The sequence below is a fragment of the Paraburkholderia sp. RAU6.4a genome, assembly GCF_050435625.1.
GTDB lineage: Bacteria > Pseudomonadota > Gammaproteobacteria > Burkholderiales > Burkholderiaceae > Paraburkholderia > Paraburkholderia tuberum.
On record NZ_JBNDKQ010000001.1, the window covers coordinates 940,643 to 960,700 of the forward strand.

General features: G+C 63.2%; 15 protein-coding genes and 1 pseudogene. 10 read left to right on the forward strand and 6 right to left on the reverse strand.

Going from position 1 to position 20,058, the window contains the following annotated elements:
• Positions 1–71 precede the first annotated feature (71 nt).
• The 7 genes from OKW40_RS04305 (at position 72) to OKW40_RS04335 (ending at position 9,786) form a co-directional block, all read left to right on the forward strand.
• Complete coding sequence (locus OKW40_RS04305) at positions 72–1,160, forward strand: tartrate dehydrogenase (protein ID WP_429488372.1); 1,089 nt, start codon at positions 72–74, stop codon at positions 1,158–1,160.
• A gap of 83 nt (positions 1,161–1,243) precedes the next feature.
• Positions 1,244–2,722: an NAD-dependent succinate-semialdehyde dehydrogenase gene (locus OKW40_RS04310; protein ID WP_429488374.1), complete on the forward strand. Its 1,479-nt coding sequence runs from the start codon at positions 1,244–1,246 to the stop codon at positions 2,720–2,722.
• 2 nt (positions 2,723–2,724) lie between these two features.
• A complete protein-coding gene (locus OKW40_RS04315; protein WP_429488376.1) occupies positions 2,725–3,717 on the forward strand; it encodes a M14 family metallopeptidase in 993 nt (330 codons plus the stop codon).
• Positions 3,714–4,058, forward strand: a complete 345-nt coding sequence (locus OKW40_RS04320; protein WP_018422376.1) for a cupin domain-containing protein — start codon at positions 3,714–3,716, stop codon at positions 4,056–4,058. Before OKW40_RS04315 ends, OKW40_RS04320 begins: the two co-directional genes overlap by 4 nt.
• Positions 4,059–4,110: 52 nt before the next feature.
• A complete protein-coding gene (locus OKW40_RS04325) occupies positions 4,111–5,439 on the forward strand; it encodes an NAD(P)/FAD-dependent oxidoreductase (RefSeq protein WP_429488378.1) in 1,329 nt (442 codons plus the stop codon).
• A 385-nt stretch (positions 5,440–5,824) separates the two neighbouring features.
• Positions 5,825–6,958, forward strand: a complete 1,134-nt coding sequence (locus OKW40_RS04330) for a substrate-binding domain-containing protein (RefSeq protein ID WP_184068246.1) — start codon at positions 5,825–5,827, stop codon at positions 6,956–6,958.
• Entirely contained in the window at positions 6,955–9,786 is a 2,832-nt protein-coding gene (locus OKW40_RS04335) for an ATP-binding protein (RefSeq protein ID WP_429488380.1), read from the forward strand. Before OKW40_RS04330 ends, OKW40_RS04335 begins: the two co-directional genes overlap by 4 nt.
• A 39-nt stretch (positions 9,787–9,825) precedes the next feature.
• On the opposite strand, the gene OKW40_RS04340 is transcribed toward OKW40_RS04335, so the two are convergent.
• The 3 genes from OKW40_RS04340 to OKW40_RS04350 form a co-directional block, all read right to left on the reverse strand.
• Complete coding sequence (locus OKW40_RS04340) at positions 9,826–10,458, reverse strand: response regulator (RefSeq protein ID WP_090811083.1); 633 nt, start codon at positions 10,456–10,458, stop codon at positions 9,826–9,828.
• On the reverse strand, positions 10,455–12,080 hold the full coding sequence (locus tag OKW40_RS04345) for a response regulator (RefSeq protein WP_429488382.1): 1,626 nt from the start codon (positions 12,078–12,080) through the stop codon (positions 10,455–10,457). Before OKW40_RS04345 ends, OKW40_RS04340 begins: the two co-directional genes overlap by 4 nt.
• A 255-nt stretch (positions 12,081–12,335) precedes the next feature.
• A complete protein-coding gene (locus OKW40_RS04350; RefSeq protein WP_429354404.1) occupies positions 12,336–12,653 on the reverse strand; it encodes a hypothetical protein in 318 nt (105 codons plus the stop codon).
• 310 nt (positions 12,654–12,963) lie between these two features.
• Here OKW40_RS04350 and OKW40_RS04355 point away from each other — a divergent pair, with 310 nt between their 5' ends.
• From OKW40_RS04355 to OKW40_RS04365, 3 genes are read left to right on the forward strand one after another with little or no spacing between them, the layout of a single operon-like run.
• On the forward strand, positions 12,964–13,209 hold the full coding sequence (locus OKW40_RS04355) for a hypothetical protein (RefSeq protein ID WP_026226136.1): 246 nt from the start codon (positions 12,964–12,966) through the stop codon (positions 13,207–13,209).
• 26 nt (positions 13,210–13,235) lie between these two features.
• Entirely contained in the window at positions 13,236–13,445 is a 210-nt protein-coding gene (locus OKW40_RS04360; protein ID WP_090811076.1) for a hypothetical protein, read from the forward strand.
• Between the two features lie 39 nt (positions 13,446–13,484).
• Entirely contained in the window at positions 13,485–13,760 is a 276-nt protein-coding gene (locus OKW40_RS04365) for a hypothetical protein (protein ID WP_260321451.1), read from the forward strand.
• A 73-nt stretch (positions 13,761–13,833) separates the two neighbouring features.
• Here OKW40_RS04365 and OKW40_RS04370 read toward each other — a convergent pair.
• The 3 genes and pseudogenes from OKW40_RS04370 to OKW40_RS04380 all read right to left on the reverse strand — a co-directional run.
• Positions 13,834–14,036 (reverse strand): annotated as a pseudogene (locus OKW40_RS04370) (NUDIX hydrolase); the annotation flags it as partial.
• Positions 14,037–14,242: 206 nt separating this feature from the next.
• Positions 14,243–16,675, reverse strand: a complete 2,433-nt coding sequence (locus OKW40_RS04375) for a WD40 repeat domain-containing protein (protein WP_429488384.1) — start codon at positions 16,673–16,675, stop codon at positions 14,243–14,245.
• Between the two features lie 670 nt (positions 16,676–17,345).
• Positions 17,346–20,045 carry a CoA-binding protein gene (locus tag OKW40_RS04380; protein ID WP_429488386.1) on the reverse strand — a complete coding sequence of 900 codons (2,700 nt, stop codon included), beginning with the start codon at positions 20,043–20,045 and terminating at the stop codon, positions 17,346–17,348.
• Positions 20,046–20,058 lie beyond the last annotated feature (13 nt).

Consider the following 20,058-nt stretch of genomic DNA (forward strand, 5'->3'; position numbering starts at 1 on the left):
GAACGCAACCCCATTTCGCCATCCGCGCGGCGTCGGCAGACGGCGCGCGATCACGGCAAGGAGAGAGACGTATGACCCGCAAATACCGCATTGCCGTGATTCCCGGCGACGGCATCGGCACCGAAGTGATGCCCGAAGGCCTGCGCGTGCTGGACGCCGCATGCAAACGCTTCGACATCGGCATCGACTACCGCCATATCGAATGGGCGTCGTGCGACTACTACGCGCAACACGGCCAGATGATGCCCGACAACTGGAAGGCGCAACTGCAGGACTGCGATGCGATTCTGTTCGGCGCGGTCGGCTGGCCCGACAAGGTGCCCGACCATATTTCGCTGTGGGGTTCGCTCCTGAAGTTCCGCCGCGAATTCGACCAGTACGTGAACCTGCGCCCCGCGCGGCTGTTCGAAGGCGTGCCCTGTCCGCTCGCCAACCGCAAGCCGGGCGATATCGACTTCATGATCGTGCGCGAAAACACCGAAGGCGAGTATTCGTCGGTGGGCGGCACGATGTTCGAGGGCACCGAGCGCGAAGTCGTGATGCAGCAGTCGATCTTCACGCGCCACGGCACCGAGCGCGTGATGAAGTTCGCGTTCGACCTTGCACGGCGTCGAGCGAAAAAACTCACGGTTGCAACGAAGAGCAACGGTATCGCGATCAGCATGCCGTGGTGGGACGCCCGCGCCGATGAAATGGCCGCCCGCTACCCGGATGTGAAGATGGACCGTCAGCACGTCGACATCCTGTGCGCGCGCTTCGTGCTGAACCCGGATCGCTTCGACGTGGTGGTCGCATCGAACCTGTTCGGCGACATCCTTTCCGATCTCGGGCCGGCGTGCACGGGGACGATCGGCATCGCGCCGTCGGGCAACCTGAATCCCGATCGGCGCTTTCCGTCGCTGTTCGAGCCGGTGCATGGCTCGGCGCCCGACATCGCCGGCAAGGGCACTGCCAATCCGGTCGCGATGATCTGGTCGGCCGCGATGATGCTCGACTTTCTCGGCCACGGCGCGGGTGTCGAGCGCGATGCGCACGACAGCATCGTCGCCGCGATCACGCGGGTACTGAAGCAAGGCCCGCGCACGGGCGACCTGGGCGGCAGCGCATCGACCACGGAGGTCGGCGCGGCGATCGCGGCTCAGGTCGCCAACCCGTCCTGATCATTCACAGAGCAGGCAGCACTGATCGCCCGGCGCGTGTCGGGCGCTCTGCCATCGCATGCCAACCGGCTCGGAGACCTCATATGAGCACGAATCTCGAACAACAGGCCCGCGCGCTGATCCGCACGGAGAACTTCATCAACGGCGAGTGGGTCGCCGCCGCGAGCGGTCGGCGTTTCGCGGTCACCGATCCGGCAACCGGCAAGCTGATCGCGGAAGTTGCCGACAGCGACCCCAGCGACGCGCGAGCGGCCACGGACGCCGCCGCTAAAGCGCTGCCCGCGTGGCGCGCGAGGCTGGCCAGCGAACGCGCGGCGGTACTGCACCGCTGGCACGCGTTGATCGTCGCGAATCGCGACGCCCTCGGTGCGTTGATCTCACTCGAACAAGGCAAGCCGCTCGCCGAAGGACGCGCCGAGGTGAACTATGGCGCGTCGTACGTCGCGTGGTTCGCCGACGAAGCCACCCGCATCTACGGCGACCTGATTCCGCAGCAGCAGCGCGGCAAACGGATGAGCGCGGTCAAGGAACCGATCGGGGTCGTCGCGGCCATCACGCCCTGGAATTTTCCGCTTGCGATGATCGCGCGCAAGATCGCACCCGCGCTCGCGGCGGGCTGCACGGTGGTCGCGAAACCCGCGGAAGACACGCCGCTCACCGCGATCGCACTGGTGATGCTGGCGCACGAGGCGGGCGTGCCGAACGGCGTGCTCAACCTGATCTCGGCTTCGCGCGCGGCGGCGGCCGAGACGGTCGGCGACTGGCTCGCCGACAGCCGTGTCCGCAAGATCACGTTCACCGGATCGACGCCCGTCGGCAAGCATCTCGCGCGCGAATCGGCGGGCACGCTGAAGAAGCTCTCGCTGGAGCTCGGCGGCAATGCGCCGTTCATCGTATTCGACGACGCCGACCTCGATGCCGCGGTCAATGGCCTGCTGGCCGCGAAATTCCGCAATGGCGGGCAGACCTGCGTGTGTCCGAACCGCGTCTTCGTGCAGCGCGGCGTATACGAACGTTTCTCCGCGCTGCTGTGCGCGAAAGTGGCCGAACTGCGGGTCGGACCCGCCAGCGAGCCCGCCTCGCAGATCGGGCCCATGATCAATGAGCGCGCTGTGGACAAGATCGCTCGTCATGTCGAGGACGCGCTCGAGAACGGCGCGCTCGTGCTGACGGGCGGACGACGGCTCACCGAGCTGGGACCGCACTACTACGCGCCCACGGTGCTGGGTAACGCCACGTCGTCGATGGTGTTGTGCGGCGAGGAAACCTTCGGCCCGGTCGTGCCGCTGTTCCCATTCGACAGCGAGCAGGAAGCGGTGCAGGCCGCCAACGACACGCCGTTCGGGCTCGCCTCGTACTTCTACAGCGAGAACATGCGCCGTATCGAGCGTGTCTCGCGCGCGCTGGAAGCCGGCATCGTCGGTATCAACGAAGGCGCGCTCGCTTCAGAAGCGGCGCCGTTCGGCGGTGTGAAGGAATCCGGCTACGGTCGCGAAGGATCGAAGTATGGTCTCGATGACTATCTGTCGATCAAGTATCTGTGTCAGGGAGGTCTGGAGTAAACATGGAAGCCTATCCTATCGAAGTCGAATTTCCGGATCTCTCGGCGCACGCCGACGGCAATACCGGCATTGCATACGTGCACTCGTTCGACTCCGGCCAAGCCGGGCCGCACGTGATGATCAATGCGCTCACGCATGGCAACGAAGTGTGCGGCGCGATCACCGTCGACGCGTTGTTGCGCAGCGGCCTGCGCCCGCGCCGCGGCAAGCTCACGCTGTCGTTCGCGAACGTCGCCGCGTATGCGCGGTTCGATCCCACGACACCAGACAAAGCGCGTTTCGTCGATCAGGACTTCAACCGCGTCTGGACCGCCGCGAAGCTCGACGATCTGGCGACCCGCTCGTCGGAACTCGATCGTGCGCGCGCGATGCGGCCGGTGATCGACACAGTGGATCTGCTGCTCGACCTGCATTCGATGCATGAAAAAAGCGCGCCGCTGATCGTCGCGGGGCCGCTGCGCAAGGGCGCCGAACTGGCCGAGCGGCTCGGCACGCCCGCCACCGTGATTCAGGACGAAGGCCATCCCGAAGGCCGCCGGATGCGCGACTACGAGGGCTTCGGCGACGACACGAGTCCGAAGAATGCCCTGTTGATCGAATGCGGCCAGCACTGGGAAGCCAGCGCGGTGACGGTTGCGCGCGACTGCACCGCGCGCTTTCTGTTGCTGTCGGGCATCGCCGACGCAGCCGACCTGCCGCCCGGCTGGATCGCGCCATTGCCCGACGAAATGCGCATCGTGCGCGTGACCGAACCGGTCGTCGCCAGGAGCATGGATTTCCGTTTCGCGGGTCCTTACACCGGCCTCGAGACGTTCGACAAGGCCGGCACCGTGATCGCATGGTCCGACGGTCAGCCAGTCTCGACTCCGTACGATGACTGCATGCTGGTGATGCCCTCACTGCGCCAGTTGCGCGCCGGCGTCACCGTGGTCCGGCTAGGCCGGATCGAACGACGTATCGACCTCCGCTCACGACAACAGGAAACAGCGCAATGAAAGTTCAGCAGATCAGGCAAGCCGCGGAAGTCTCCGCACTGGAGGATTGGGGAACCGCGGGCCTGCCCGGTACCGAACCGTCGCGCGTATCGGGACGCCAGTACGTCATTCCCGGTCACGAAGCAATCGATACCGGCGTGTTCGAGTGCTCGCCCGGCACCTATCGGCGCTCCGTCAAGCAGGCGGAGGTGATGCATTTCATCAAGGGCAGCGGCACCTTCACGCCCGACGGAGAAGACACGGTCCGCTTCGCCGCCGGCGATACGCTGTTTTTCCAAGCCAACACGGAAGGACTCTGGAACATCGATGAAACGCTGCGGAAGATCTATGTGATCTTCTGACAGCGTACGCACCCGGTATCCGGCTGCTCATGTCAATCATGGTTGCTCAAACATGCTAAGAATCGACGAAGTCCCGAATAGCGAGGGGTTCCCCGATCGCTGCGACGTAGCCGTGATCGGCGGCGGCATTATCGGCGTCAGCACCGCTTACGAGCTGGCACGGCGCGGCGTATCGGTCGTGCTGCTCGAAAAAGGCATCATTGGCGCGGAGCAGTCGGGGCGCAACTGGGGTTGGGTGCGTCAGCAGAACCGCGACCTTTACGAGTTGCCGCTCGCGATGCAGAGCCTGAAGCGTTGGGGCGAGTTGAGCGACGAACTCGGCGAGGACATCGGTTTTCGGCGCAGCGGCATTCTGTACGCAAGCGAGCAGTCTGCCGATGTCGCCCAGTGGGAAACATGGCTCGGCAAGGCGCGCGCGCTCGGCTTCGACAGTCAGCTGCTGTCGGCTCGAGAACTGGCCGCGCGCGTTCCGCATAGTCGTGCAAAGTGGGCGGGCGGCGTGTGGTCGCATTCCGATGGACGCGCGGAGCCGTCGCGAGCAGCACCCGCCATCGCAAGAGGCGCGCAACGACTCGGCGCGCGCGTGCATCAGACCTGTGCGGTTCGTGGACTCGATAGCAGCGCGGGTCGAATCTCCGGCGTATGGACCGAGCGCGGCCGGATTGGCGCGAGCAGCGTCGTGCTGGCCGGCGGCGCGTGGAGCGCCCTGTTCTGCCGGCACCATGGGATCGATCTGCCGGCGGTCAATGTGATCGGAACCGCGCTGCGCACGGCGGAAGCGCCGGCCGTGATAGACGGGTGCTTCTCCGGCCCGAACTTCGCGATGCGGCGGCGGCTGGACGGCGGCTACACGATCGCGGTGCCAGGCTATGGACGCATGGAGATCGCGCCACAGAACTTGCGGCACGCGGTCAAGTTTCGCCAGATGTTCCGCAGCAAACTCAACAAGAAGCTCAAATTCCGGATCGCGCAACCTTTCTTCGGCGGCCCCGAAGGAAGTGCGGACTGGCGCAACGACGACATCTCTCCGTTCGAGGTGACGCGGGTTCTCAATCCTGCGCCCGATGCCGAGTGGCCGACACGTGCACTACAAAACGTTGCGACGGTCTTTCCCGAACTGTCGGGATTGCGTATCGCTCATGCGTGGGCAGGCGCGATCGACACGATGCCCGATCTGGTGCCGGTGATGTCACGCGTGGAGAGCAAGCCGGGCCTTGTGATCGCTTCGGGGTTCAGCGGTCATGGATTCGGGCTGGGACCGGGAGCCGGTATGCTGGTTAGCCGCATCGTGACGGACGACGCGACTGGGATCGAGACACAGCCATATCGATTGACGCGCTTTAGCGATGGCACCCGGCTGGCGAAACCCGAGATGATGTAACACCCGACGTCGCCCCGCGAAATCTCATGTTCCCAGCCCGATCGCGGGAAGATGCAGTTTCGACCGTTTCACCGCCATTCCTCAACCCCGGATACGGCGAAGCGGCTTCCGTGCCAAACGACACTGCCAGTCGTCATGCTGTCGTACCTGCTTGCAGACGAGAAACTCCATGGCTTGCGATCGATGAACGGTTGATCGCGCAATCGTGGCAAACACTGACCATCAGACCATTGCAGTTGAGTGCCGACCACGCTTGATCCAATCTGCGCCAGCGCATGACCGATGACACGCGGGAATCGGCTTGTAATATCCTGCTAAAAAGGTCATCCGCGAGCGGCTTTGGGCACCCCCAATCGACCTCGACGGAGCCCATGGGGGGAACAGCATGAAGGGCTTCCTTCTGGCGTTGGCTTGCGCGTGTGTGCTGCCGGCCGCCGCCGCGCAGGATTTATTGCCTGGCCCTGCGCCCGGAGCCCCGGTCGCCGCGACGGACTTCCTGGCCCTGGCCAGGCGAGTGGTCGACGCCGCTTCGCGACCCGCTGCACCCTGGAACGGGCCACGCAAGGGGCCACCCGCGCAATCTGGAAAACACATCGCGGTCGTCACCGAGGATTTGCGCAATGGCGGCATCCTCGGTGTGGTCGATGGTGTGCTGGAGGCGGCCAAGGTGATCGGCTGGCGCGTGAGGATCTTCGATTCCGCGGGTGCGGCCGACCTACGTCTGAAGATGCTCGCGAATGCGCTGGCAAGCCACCCCGACGGTCTGATCCTCGCCGGGGGCGACGCACGCGCGCTGCTCCCCGCACTGCGGCCGTTTGCCGAGAACAACATCCCGATCGTCGGCTGGCATGTCGCGGCCCGGGCCGGACCGGTGCCCGGCACGCCCGTGGCGATGAACGTGGCGACGGATCCGCTCGAGGTCGCGCGCGTGACCGCGCTGGCGGCCATCGTGCAGTCCGGCGGGCATGCGGGTGTCGTCATCTTCACCGATTCCAATTTCCGAATTGCGCAAGGCAAGGCGGATGAAATGGCTGCCGTCGTTCGCGCGTGCAGTGGCTGTACCCTGCTTGAAGTGCGCGACGTGGCGATTTCGCGCAGCCGGGAACTGGTGCCGGGGACGACACGCGCCCTGCTCGCGCGTTACGGCCCGCGCTGGAACTGTGCGCTGGCGATCAACGACATCTACTTCGACTACGCCGCCCCGGTGTTGACTCAGGCGGGAATGCCGAACGCTGCAATGATCATGCTGTCGGCTGGCGACGGCAGCGAGTCCGCCTTCCTGCGCATCCGCACCGGCACGTTCCAGACCGGCACCGTGGCCGAACCCCTGAATCTGCACGGCTGGCAACTGGTCGACGAAATGAACCGACTTTTCGCGGGCGTCGGCGTCACGGGTTACGTGACGCCGGTGCATCTCGTGACGGCGGACAACGTCGCCGCGGACGGCGGCGATCGTCTACTCTACGACCCTGACAACGGCTATCGCGACATTTATCGTCAGATCTGGCAACGACCGTGAAACTGCCATTCCCACAATCGCTCACCGCTCAATTTGCGCTCGTTGTTTCGTGCCTGGCCGCGCTGGTGGTCGTCGTCGGAGCCACGACGATTTACTCGTTGACAGGTTCGGCCCACTCGATCCGTCAGCTGGCCGAAGAGCGGCTCACGCGCCTCGCGGATGCGCAGGATCTGGTACAGCACACGCTGACCATTGAACGCCTCGCATTGCAGTTGTCTCGCGACGATACGATCGATGCCGTGCGCGAGACCCATCGGCATGTGCTCGAACAGCTGGCATCCTTCGACCGCCTGGTTGACCGCCTGGCCTCCGCGGCCGCAAGCGACGACCCAGAGGTCGACGCGCTGACGCTTTATCGGTCGAGCCAACGCTTTCGCAACATCGCCAACATCGAGGCGCAGGTGCGCGAGACCGCGCTCGGCACCCGGGGTGCGCCGGCGGATGGGCAGCGGCCGGGCGTGTCGCTGACCAGCCTCGACAAGGATCTGCGCGGCGCGGCCGAGGCTCTGGCCGTCGCGGCGCAACGGCAGTCCGATTATTTGACGCGCGACTACCGCGAAGCAGTCCAGGATCTGGCCGTTCGCGCAGATCGCACACGCAAATGGGTGGCAGGTGGAGTCGCGGTGAGCCTGCTGCTCACCTGGCTAATCGCCCGCGAATTCCTCGGGCGCCATGTCGTGGCGCGCCTGCGCCGCGTCAGTCACTTTCTGCGGCACGGCGATGCCGGGAGCACGCAAGCCGTAGTCCCCGTGCACGGCGGCGACGAGATTGCCGATATGGCGCGCGCAGTCGAGCAGTTCCTTGAAGACCGGCGCCGGCGCCGCCAGGCCGAGGATGCGTTGAAGGAGCTCAACGCCGGACTCGAGGCGCGCGTCGCACAGCGCACGGCCGAACTCAGTACGGCGCTTGCGGGTCAGGCGGCCGAGATCGCCGAACGTCAGCACGCCGAAGACGCCGTCCGGGAAAGCGAGAACTTTCTTAACAGCATCATCGAAAACATCCCGGACACGATCTTCGTCAAGGAGGCCGCGACCTTGCGCTTCGTGCGCTGCAACAAGGCGGCGGAGCAACTTCTCGGCTACCGGCGCGAGGAGCTCCTCGGCCGGTCCGTCCACGATCTGTTTCCCGCGGAGGAGGCTGAATTCTTCGCGCTCAAGGATCGGGCCGTGCTGGAGTCGCATCACATGATCGACATACAGGAAGAGCCGGTTCATACGCGACATGGCGTGCGCCTGGTGCACACCATGAAGATCCCGATCGCCGATGTGCGCGGCGTGCCGCAGTTCCTGCTCGGCATCTCACGCGACATCACGGAGCACAAGCATGCCGAAGCGGAATTGCGGCGCTATCGCGAGCACCTCGAAGACATGATCCGCGAACGGACAGCGGAACTCGCCGTGGCCAAGGAACATGCAGATACGGCCAACCAGGCAAAAAGTGACTTTCTCGCGCACATGAGCCACGAACTGCGTACGCCGCTGAACGCGATTCTTGGTTACGCGCAGATCCTCACACGCGACACGACACTCGATCAACGCCAGATCGACGGACTCGCGGTCATCCAGCGCAGCGGCGAACACCTGCTGACGCTCATCGACGACATCCTGGATATAGCCAAGATCGAAGCTGGACGAATGGAACTCAATCTTTCCGACGTTCCGCTCGAACAGTTCGTCTGTTTTGTTGCCGAGACGATGCGGGTCAAGGCAACGGAAAAGGGCCTGGCCTTCGATTGCGACATACCGCCCGATCTGCCCGCGGCTGTCCGGGTGGACGAAATACGGCTGCGTCAGGCGCTGCTCAACCTGCTTTCCAATGCGATCAGATTTACCGAGCAGGGGAGCGTGCATCTGAGCGTCGCTTTTATGCCGCCCGCGCGACTATGTTTCAAAGTGCAGGACACCGGCATTGGGATAGATGAAGGGCGCCTGGAGGAAATCTTCAGGCCTTTCGAGCAAGTGAGCGACGACCGGCACCGCTTTGGCGGCACGGGGCTGGGGCTCGCCATCAGCCGGCAACTCGTACGCCTGATGGGCGGCGACATCTATATCGAGAGTCGCCGCGATATTGGCAGCGTCTTCTCGATCGAGCTGGATGTCCAGGTGGTGGCGCCCCCGCCGGCTGTCGCCGCGTCCGGACGGATCGTGAGCGGTTACAAGGGGCCGCGCAAGGCTATCCTGGTCGCAGATGACGTGGCGGAGAACCGTGCCGTGATGGTCGATATGCTGGGGCCGCTCGGATTCGACATGGCGGAGGCTGGCAACGGATCCGAAGCTCTGGAGAAAACCCGCACCCTGCATCCTGCGCTTGTCCTGATGGATGTGGTCATGCCCGGGATGGACGGGCTCGAAGCCACGCGTCGCCTGCGCCAGATGCCCGAGTTCCGGTATCTGCCCATCGTCGCAGTCTCCGCAAGCGCCTCGGGGACCGATGCGGCGCACAGTCTCGCGGCCGGCGCAAACGCTTTTCTTGCCAAACCGATCGATTTCGGCCGGCTATTGTCCCATGTCGCGTCGCTCCTGAATGTCGAGTGGATCGACGAAGCGAGCAAGGCGCAAGTCACTGGCGCGGACCACACGGCTGTACCCGCTGCCGCTCCTTTTACCGCGCCCTTGATGGCACCGCCGCAGGGGGAGATCGAAGCGCTGCACTACCTGGCGCGACTCGGCGACATGCGTGCCATCGTGCAACACGCCCAACACTTGAGCGAGCTCGACGAGCGCTATCGACCCTTCGCAGACCACCTTTGCCGGTTGGCGAAGGCTTACCGGTCCAAGGCGATCCTCAGCTTCGTCGAGCAATATCTGGAAAAGAGACTACCGCGGTGATTCGCGCCTCAGAACGCGAACCGCATCATCCTTCGTTTTCTACTCGACGATCATTCCGTGCCGGATCGCGTACCGGATCACCTCAGCGTTGTTGGAAAGCCCGAGTTTCTGCATCAACCGCATCTTGTGTGTGCTGATCGTTTTCGCGCTGAGGGCACATGCCTGGGCAATTTCATTGATGCTCCTGCCTGCCGCGAGCATCTGCAGGACCTGGAATTCGCGGTCCGACAGGACTTCATGTGGCGGGACGTCGCCGCGCTGTGTATCGAACACCATCGCATCGACGAGCTTCGGATCGATGAAACGGCCGCCGTCCGCGAGCTTGCGGATTGCCGCGAGCAGCACCTCCGGGTCACTGTCCTTGGTCAGATATCCCGTTGCTCCCGCGCGCAGCGCGCGCGACGCGACCTGAGCCTCGTCGTGAATGCTCAGCACCAGCACCGGCAACGAAGGATGTTCCGCCCGTACCCTGCGGATCAGAGCGACGCCGCTGATGCCGGGCATCGTCATGTCGAGCAATAGAAGATCGAGCGCGCACGAGCGCAGCTTGTCGATCACTTCCGCTCCTTGCGCCGCTTCCGCCGCAACGACGATATCGCTCGTGGTCGCGATGATCTGTCTGAGTCCGCCACGGACTATCGCATGATCGTCCGCAATGAGTATCCTGATCATGTTCGAGCTCCGCCATCGAGCGGAATATGAATCGAAACCATGGTGCCCGCGCCCGGCGAGCTGTCGATCGAAAGCGATCCGCCGATCAGCCGCGCGCGCTCGTTCATGCCGAGCAGGCCATATGAATAGTTGCGACTCACCACTTGCTGGTCGAAGCCGCATCCGTCGTCACGCACATGCAGCAAGAGCTGTGCAGCCGTCGAAACAAGCGTCACCTCGACACGTGTGGCGGCGGCATGACGCGCGACGTTCGTCAGCGAAGCCTGTGCAATGCGGAACAGGGCCGTCGCGTGGGCGTCGGACAGCGTGGGTTCGCCGCCTTCGATGCGCAATTCACACGCAATCGCATTGCGGCGGTTGAACTCGTCGACAAGCCATTCGAGCGCAGACACGATGCCGAAGTTAAGCGCCGCGGGCCGCAGGTGGCTCGCGACATTGCGCACCATCGAGATCGTGCCTTCGACCAGTTGGCGCATATCGTCGGCTTTTTTTGTCGCTTCCGCGTCGTGCGCGATGCGCATTTTGAGCAGAGACACGTCCATCTTGAGCGCGGTCAGCAATTGCCCCAGCTCGTCGTGAATTTCCATCGCAATGCGCTTTCTCTCCTCCTCGCGAATCGCCTCCATGTACGCGGACAGTTCGCGTTGCTGCTCGCGCGATTCGACGAGTTCCTGTTCCATCTGCTTGCGCCCCGTAATGTCATTCAGGCCCACATAGATCGCGGGAGAATCGTCGTAAGTCGCGGCGCGCGCCGTCGCCATCGCCCAGAACCGGGTACCGTCCTGGCGCCGGAACTGTATCTCCGTGTTGCGCAAGCCACCCTTGGTCCGCAGATGTTCGATCAGACGCTCGCGCTCGCCCCGCTCGGCGTAGAAATCCGCGATATTGGCGGACAAGCCTTCGTCCATGCCGAAGAGTTCGCGCAGCGGCGGGTTCGTGTACAGGATGTGCCCATCCGGCATCGAGGTGATGCACAGCGGCACCGGACTCGTTTCGACAATCGCGCGAAAGCGAGCCTCGCTTGCCTGCAGGCGCGCGTCCGCGCGCCGCCGCTCGTCGATCTGCGCCCGCAAGTTGGCGTTGGCGCGCGCCAGCTCTTCGGTGCGCAATGCGACACGTCGCTCCAGATCGTCGCGCGCTTGCGATAGCGCGGCCTCCGTTTCCTTGCGCACGGCGACTTCCGCCAGCAGTTGCCGGTTCTGCGCGAGAACCTGCTTGTGCATCACCCGCAGCTCGAGGTGCACGCCAACGCGCGCGACCATCTCATCGACGCGCAATGGCTTGGTCACATAATCGACACCGCCCACCAGGAAGCCTTCGACGTGGTCCTCGTTGTCCATCAGCGAGGTCATGAATATGACGGCGATATCGCGCGTGCGCTCATCGCGCTTGAGGCGCCGACAGGTCTCGAAGCCGTCGATGCCCGGCATCTTCACGTCGAGCAGGATCACATCGGGCTGCGAGAAGGCTGCGCGCTCCAACGCTTCGATACCGTCGAGCGCCACCAGCACGCGAATGCCGCGCGCCTCGAGACTGTCGACAACCACGCCGAGATTCCCCGGCGTATCGTCGACGATCAGAATCGTGCCCGTATACGCGACCGGAGCGGCGAGATGGCTCATGATGCGGTGTTCCCTTCGAGATACCGCTCAGCGGGTTGCAGGAGCCCGCTCCACCATGCGTCGAAAATGTCGAGCGCCATATATCCCCGCGAGTGCCGCCGTTGTGGTCGTCCTATTCTGCACTCGATGCCGGCGCCTGGTCCATCACGCCCGCTACGGGTTTCAAACGTCCGATGAAACGGCGCGCCCCGTGGCCTCACAGCCGCCGCATGCGTGCCTGTAAGCAGTTGCGCGCCTGGCCGCCGTTGCCGTTCGCTAGTGCGACACCTCGCCCGCCACCGCGATCAGTCGGACCGTGCGCGGCAAGGTCAGTTCGTCGATGAGGTCGGCCACCTCGCACAGCGCGCGAAAGTCATACTCGTCGATCTGCTCCGCGTGATTGCGCCGCAACTCGCGCATGGCTTCGCCCAGGCGCCTGAGCGCGTTGGTCGTGCTGTCTATCAACGGCCAGCAGTGCATCAAATACGCAAGCGATGTCACGCTGCGCGTCTCGCACCAGGTGTCGAACAGTCGCAGACATATCGCGTCGATTTGCTCGATGACGTTTTCCCGTTCCGATAGATAGCCGATCATGTTGCATCAATTCGACATTGCATTTCGATGGCTCATCATCTACGAGCAGAAAGTGTGTCGCATTCAGCGCAAGCTGGAAAATCAGGGTGTGACTTCCTGATTCGCGTGTCAGGAAATCCTTAGTGTCATTCATGGCGAAAGCCCCCGCAGATGGGCAAGGACCCTTAAATGCCGTTCTACATGCTGTTCCGCTTCAGGAAGTCCTGACGGCTGAAACCAGCGATTCCTGAAACGACATTCCGGCCGGCGCCGATTGGACGCACGCACCGATCGCCATAGCATCGAATCATCGTGCATCGCGGGGAAAATCATGGCGGGCAACAGATCGCTGCGTTCTCAGGTCGAAAAACTCGTTGGCCCGACGGGGGGCCGAGGGGCGCGCGTGCGTCTGCTGAACCGCTCGCGCTCGGGTGGAACATGCCGGGTGTGCATTCAAATCGATCTGCCGACCGGGGCGTTTTCACTCTTCTTCTTTCGCCATGCCGACGGCGCATGGCACGTGTTTCCGCCGGGCCAGCGCCGTCCGGAAATGGGGATAGGCCGCATGGCGGCCTGATCGTTCAGCCAGCCGGGGAAACGCACATGCACGACGATGCTTCGAACACACTGCCGCAGGACGTGATAGAGCTGCGCGCGTGGCTCAACGACTGGTACGACCATGCATTCGCCGTAGGCTACGTCCATCCGCCCTTCACGCTCGATGAAGCGACAGCCGACCGGCTCGAAGGCTACTTCAAGGCGGGCCTGACGCCGGCCGAAGGCGCAATTTTGTTCTTTGGCGTCGTGCATTGAGAGGCGAGCGATGAAGGCGAAAGACGGTGAAGTCAATCAATGAAACATCACATCGTCGGGCGTTATCGCGGATTCGTCATCGAAGCGCACATGGAGCCGCGGACGGCCCGTTTGTCCGTTGGAATCGCGCTGACATATCGCGTCACGTGGTCATTGCGTAGAAGGACACGAAAACAGCACGTCACCGGTGACTTAGCCGATGCCGTTACCTACGAGTCGGAAAGTGTTGCTCTCACGTGCGTCGACCGCAAGGCTCGCGCTCTTATCGATGCCATGCTAGCGAATCAGGAAGCGTTAAAAACCGTGGGGCTGTAACCCCGATGCCTGGAAGGCCCGCGCCTCGCGCAGCGTCACGCGGACTCGAACGATCAGGAAAAAAACGGCTCGACTAGCCGCAGACATCCCTGCCGAGATACACAGCGACCGCGCCTGTCACGGCGAAGCCTGGCAATTGCTCCGGCGACGCCAGATGCGCGGCGACGATCTCGCGATTATCGAGCCGCAGTTCGGGTCCCGGATACTGCCGCCCGGAAACCCCCATTCGGCGCGGTACGACGACTTCAGCAGCAACAGCGACTGACCGACGTAGATTGGGCGGATTCAACCGGTCGATGCAACGCAATGAACGCCGGATGAGCGACTCTCGGTGCAGAGGAAAACATGAGCGGACCTACGAGTAGGCGATGGACCTGCTCATGGCCGCGGACTTCGATGTGAGAGCTAGTCAGGAAGATTGGAAAGCAATTGGTCGCGCTGGCCAAACGTATCGTTGCTGCTCGCTCCGACCGGTCGGCGAGTTACGATCCACATACGTTTTCGCCCCGGCGCCCGCGTACGAGAGAAAGAGCAGCTTCATCATCGGTTGTGAGCAGGTTTGCTCCCACGAGCCTTTCCCTACACACGGCTTTAGCCAGGCTCTGACCTCGCTTCTGCATGAGCCATCGGATAGGCCACACCCGCGCGGTCTGATCCGCGGACGCGGTCACCACGCGCTGGCCGTCCGGGCTGAAGGCGGCGGAGAAAACCGGTCCCTGATGTCCGGTGAGCTTCGCGATCACCTCGCCGGTCGCCGCGTCCCACACCCGCGCGGTCCCGTCCGCGGACGCGGTCACCACGCGCTGGCCGTCCGGGCTGAAGGCGGCGGAGAAAACCGGTCCCTGATGTCCGGTGAGCTTCGCGATCACCTCGCCGGTCGCTGCGTCCCACACCCGCGCGGTCCCGTCCGCGGACGCGGTCACCACGCGCTGGCCGTCCGGGCTGAAGGCGGCAGAGAAAACCGGTCCCTGATGCCCACCGAGCTGGGCGATCTGTTTGCCGGTGGCCGCGTCCCACACCCGCGCGGTCCTGTCCGCGGACGCGGTCACCGCGCGCCGACCGTCCGGGCTGAAGGCGGCGCAATAAACCAGATCCTGGTGCCCGCTGAGCTGCGCGATCTGTTTGCCCGTGCTCGCGTCCCACACCCGCGCGGTCCTGTCCCTGGACGCGGTCACCACCCGCTGGCCGTCCGGGCTGTAGGCGACGGAATCAACCGGGCCCTGATGCCCGCTGAGGAGCAAGATCTGTTTGCCGGTGGCTGCGTCCCACACCCGCGCGGTCCCATCCCAGGACACGGTCACCACCCGCTGGCTGTCCGGGCTGAAGGCGACGGAATCAACCGGGCCCTGACGACCGCTGAGGAGCAAGATCTGTTTGCCGGTGGCCGCGTCCCACACCCGCGCGGTCCCATCCGCGGACGCGGTCACCGCGCGCCGACCGTCCGGGCTGAAGGCGGCGGAATAAACCAGATCCTGGTGCCCGCTGAGCTGCGCGATCTGTTTGCCGGTGGTCGCGTCCCAAACCCGCGCGGTCCGATCACGGGACGCGGTCACCACCCGCTGGCCGTCCGGGCTGAAGGCGGCGGAAATAACTGACCCTTGATGCCCTCTGAGCAGCAAGATGCCCATCGCCGCGTCCCATGCGCGCGCGGTCCTGTCACGGGACGCAGTCACCACCCGCTGACCGTCCGGGCTGAAGGCGGCGGAATTCACCGGCCCCTCGTGTCCGGTGAACTGCACGATCACCTGGCCGGTCGCCGCATCCCACACCCGCGCGGTCTTGTCATCGGACACGGTCACCACGCGCTGGCCGTCCGGGCTAAAGGCGGCGGCGCTCACCGGTCCGCGATGCCCAGTGAGCTGCACGATCGCCTGGCCGGTCGCCGCGTTCCACACCCGCGCGGTGTTGTCATCGGACGCTGTCGCCACGCGCTGGCCGTCCGGACTGAAGGCGGCGGAGAAAACCGGTCCCCGATGCCCTATGAGCTGCGCGATCACCTGGCCGGTCGCCGCATCCCACACCCGCGCGGTCTTGTCATCGGACGCGGTCACCACGCGCCGGCCGTCCGGGCTGAAGACCGCGGAGCTTACCGGTTCCCGATGCCCGGTGAGCTGTGCGATCACGTGGCCGGTCGCCGCATTCCACACCCGCGCGGTCCTGTCCGCCGACGCGGTCACCACGCGCCGGCCGTCCGGGCTGAAGGCGGCGGAGAAAACCGGTTTCTGATGCCCGCTGAGCTGCGCAATCTGTTTGCCCGTAGCCGCGTCCCATACCCGCGCGGTCCTGTCCGCGGACGCAGTCACCACCCGCTGGCCGTCCGGGCTGAAGGCGGCGGAATAAACCAGATCCTGATGGCCACTGAGCTGCGCAATCTGGTTGCCCGTAGCCGCGTCCCATACCCGCGCGGTCCTGTCCGCGGACGCAGTCACCACCCGCTGGCCGTCCGGGCTGAAGGCGGCAGAATAGACCAGATTCTGATGGCCACTGAGCTGCACAATCTGTTTACCCGTGGCCAGGTCCCACACCCGCGCTGTCCCATCCCAGGACGCGGTCACCACCCGCTTACCGTCCGGGCTGAAGACGGCGGAATCAACCGCATTCTGATGGCCACCGAGCAACGCAATCTGCACTGATGCTTGCGCGCCACGCATAAGCTCAAGCTCTGCTTCTGCCGATCCCGGCGAGAGCCAACCGTTCCCCAACGCCAGCATCGCGAAGCGCATTGCGCGGTCATAATTTCCCGCGTCGTTCGCCGTTGTCGCGGCCGACGCCAACGCAAGGGAAGTCTGGCGTGCGACCGTCCGAGTCTGGTGAATGATCCACCCGGCAGTCACAACTAGAATGAATACGATTGTGCCAATCAGTACCTGGATGCGTCGCTGCGCGCCCTGTCCGTGCCCGCTCTTCGTTGACATGGGCTTGATCCTCAACGATTTGTTGCAACTGCGACTCGCGCTCCGCGCGTGCAACCTCCTCGCGCCCGCAGCAAGTCCATCGATAGGAAAGGTCGTCCGCGCCCAGCCGAAAGCAATTCGCACATGTCCAATTCGCAAAGAAATCGCTCGCCCCACACCGTCGCCCAGACGTCTGGGGGCTCCCGGTCGCATCGTCTCACGCCACACCACGCACTCGATTCCAGGAAACAGCACATCAGTGCGCACCAGTGTCCGCTGACAGGGGCGGATTCAACCGGTCGATGCAATAGTTCGATGAAATCGTTCAGCCGGTGTTTCGTAATCCAGGGTCTTCCTTGGGCGCTCGTTCCGCCTTGCAGGAGACGTCACTGATGAAATTGCTAAATGATCGCGTTAAACCATATGTTCGGTATCGCGCATGTTTCAGGTCCGGGTAAAGCACACTTCCGAGACAGCGAACGTCTATGATCACCGCAACCCAAAGAGGAGAAGCCTCGCGAAGCGAAACGCGTCGTAGTTGAGCAAGGCCAACGAATAATCGCCACATAGGCTCGGGTTGTTCGGAAAAGCGTGCACGACTCGCACCCCCAATCCCGTGCGGAGACAACTGATAGTTGTGGGCATGAACCCGGCAGCGCGGAAAGACTTCGTGCGCTTCCGGGTCATTCCGCTACGCAACGAAACGACACTCCGACGCTGGTGTACGTGTATCCATGTTCCTTCCGCGGTTCATATGGTCATCGATTTCAGCCGCGCAACCGAGCATGCGAGGGTAAAGAAAGATGGTAAAGGCGGCCGTCTCCAAAGCGTTGCGCGAATACGTTCCGTCACAATACGGCTGCCAGAGCATCTTGAGCAGTAACGCGGCAATCACCGCATCGATGTTGACGCAGTAAACGTTTCGCGAAACCCCCGCGTCGAACAGGCTTTGGACCAACGTCCGGTAAAAGTCGTGGAAGATGTTGTATTCGTCGCGCTCGGCGAACAATCGCCGCACGAACATTTCACGCGGGTCGTGATTGACGGGTTTATCTTTAAACACCGGATGATTCACGCCAGGGATTTTCTGGATGTCTAGGCTGCCGCTCGTTTTCTTGCTCGATTTGTATTTGGCGTAACTTTCGACGTACGTCATCGCTAGTGCTTTCAAATCCAGCCCGTGCGCAGGATTGCCCGGGTCAGTCAGTCCGCTATGCGCGAACTGGTCCAGCAGAAACGCAATTCCCTCAAATCCATTGCCACCGTGTGTGTAACCACTGTGCGTAAGGAAGCCGATTAACGCCTTGTTGAGTTGGACGCGCTCGGGGTCTTCGGGACCATCGGCAGAGACCGCACCTTTTGCACCCTGCGCGGAAATCGTTCCGGGTCCATTTGACAGCAGCAGACCGACCAGCAATTGGAAGGAAAACAAGTCGCTCGTGCCTGGCCACAATCCAAACAACGCGCCGAAGGCGGTTTCACCAAGCGAACGCTCCTCCAGGACTGTCTTCGTTTCGACGCCGCAGAAGCTGTCCGGACCATGCTGGTCCGAGGGCACTGAAGCGCCTATCAGGGAGCCGAAAAGTTGTATCCACCACGGAAGGCTCTCAGCCGAAAGGCGTGAAATGCGTTTGCGCATGAGCGGTCCCCATGCGAGCGTCGCGCAAATGGCTGCCAATACGCCATCGGTAGTCGGCTCGCCGGGCAGGCTTTCAACATATTGCACGAATGTCGACTTCACGTCGCGAGCTTTGAGTCCCGCCAGGATTGCGCGGGCCCGAAAATCCGGTTCACTGCCGACGAACAGGTTGAGGTCGGTGACTTCGGCGCGCGAAAAGTCGAAACTCTCATCCATCGCGTTCTCGAGCTTCACCGGGGCAAAGGCGTCGATTAGAGCGCGGACCGCCTGGCGAGGCCCGGCTTGCCCTCGGGGCCCGATGATACTCGCCGCCGCTGCAAGGACAGTGTTTGGTGCATTACCGGCATCCCGTGCCGCCTGGGCAGCCCCAAGTGCGGGATGTCCATACAGGTTCAGGAACGCACTCACAGCGACATTGATTAGCGCGCGGTCGTTCATCCCGCCGGGTTCGTGGAGCAGCGCGAGGCTTACGTTTGTCTCAAGGGGGTACTGCGCCGCATCAAGCATCGAAACGCCGTAGAGACTGGTCACCTGCGACTTTGGGTCCATCTGCGACGCGCCAGAAGCATCCTTCATCGACTGTCGCGGTGGTACAGCTCCAACCTGTTTGTCGAGCGCGGCAATCTGGGCATCGTATGGGGCCGTGGCCTGCACGACAGGCAAATCCAGCGCCTGCGGCAGGCTCAATCCGCGGTGACTGCTAAACCACGGTTTTAATGCGAGGTTACCTTCCGGCTCGAAATCTGGCCTGCAGGCGTTTTCACGCATCACAGCCGTGAGTGCTGCGGGTATGTGCGCGATGTTCGTGACAAGCGCACCCTTTGCCGACACGGCCGGATTGTCCGGCGTGAACACACTTGACACCCCGAATTTATCGAGAAACCATTGTTCTTTCGATGCGGCGTCGTCCGCGCCTCCGGACATAGCACCCGCGTGTCCGACAGCACGGGTCAGCTTTGACTTCCAGCGACCCACGACGCACGCAACCACCGGCTTCGTAAAGTTGGCGTCGAGCTCGTAGTAGCCGCCCGGTTCGACATAAAGAACGGCCGCCTTGCTTCGCGCGTCGTTTGCCAAGGCCGCAGCGAACTCGGGCGCCGCGAATTGAATGTAGACGTCTTTGCCACTTGAGATGGCTGTAGTCGTGCCCCATCCGGCCATCCGCAGGTAGGTTGCGATGGTAGTCGTGAAGTTGCCCGAGTTGGAAAACAAGGCAATCGAGCCACGCCGCAATGCCTCTTCAGGGTGGTCGCCGCCCAGCGCTCCCCCGATACGCACCTGGTTCCAGGCGTCAGCCACGCCGAGGCTGTTGCCGCCAAAAATGTCGACCCCGTTGGACTGACCCATCGCGCGGATTTCGCGCGAGTCACTGACGGCCAGCTTTTCGGTAACGATGAAAATCTTCTTCAGTTCCGGATTGACACGGATTAGCTCAGCCACGCCGTCCCGTGCAGCGGAAGGCGGCAGATAGATGACGCCGCAGTTGAACCGGTGACCATCGTTCAGGCCTTCAAGGACATTGTTGTAGACCGGCACGCTTCCAAGTGCCGTTTCCAGTACCTGTCCGCGCTTTCCCGGAGCCGTACCAAACACCACGTTGCCACCGGAATAGGCATGACCGACGGGCGTGACATCGCTCGACTCGCCGCCCAGAATGTTGAGCACGCAAACGCGGTCGTCCTTTGTGGCAACTTGGGATAACGAACTAATTCCTACGAAGTATTTAAAATCGCCAATTCCCTGCTTGTACATAATGATTCTCCTC